1 pseudogene is annotated in these 579 nt (G+C 62.3%); it reads right to left on the bottom strand.

What is annotated here, in order from left to right:
• Positions 1 to 215: 215 nt before the first annotated feature.
• Positions 216 to 579, bottom strand: a pseudogene (locus LHP98_RS19290) (recombinase family protein); the annotation flags it as partial.

Genomic DNA, 579 nt, shown 5'->3' with positions numbered 1-579 from the left:
TGGCGATTTTCCACCTGGAATCATCGCGCGTTTTCCGTGGGTTACGGCCAAATTCCCTGCTCCTCAGGAACAGGGAACTTAAATCAGCGGATCAGGGAATGAAATTCGGCCGAACAGGGAAAGAATTGCGAAGAACAGGGAAGGGCTGGATTCCGGTCGCGTAGCTGTCGGAGGGTGTTCGCCACACCCGAAATTGTTGCGTTCGCTGCCCGCCGTCACCCGATCTCGAAGAGCCGCGCCTGTTCATCCCAAGCCATCGGGATGTCGTCACGGATGAGCTGCGCCACCGATAGGTGCACTGGCTGCCGCCCGTCGAGGATCGCGGCCTGCAGCTTCGGAGCCAGGAAGGCCAGCGGAATGCGGGTGCGAATGTAGGGTTCGGACCGTCCGGTTTCGCGGGCGATCTCGGTGAGGGAAGTGCCCGCGCGCAAGGCCCGCGCCCAGAGATGCGCTTCGGCCAGGGTGCGCTGCAAGACTTCATCCGGGGCTGGAACGGTCTCGCCCGCGATGATCCTTGTCTCGACGCCTCTGCGGCGCAGGGCAAAGGTGCAACTGAACCGCAGGAAGCTGTCGGAAAGG

This window comes from Rhodobacter sp. Har01 (genome assembly GCF_020564565.1).
Taxonomy (GTDB): Bacteria; Pseudomonadota; Alphaproteobacteria; order Rhodobacterales; family Rhodobacteraceae; genus Pseudogemmobacter.
This window is presented reverse-complemented; position numbering and strand designations above follow the sequence as displayed.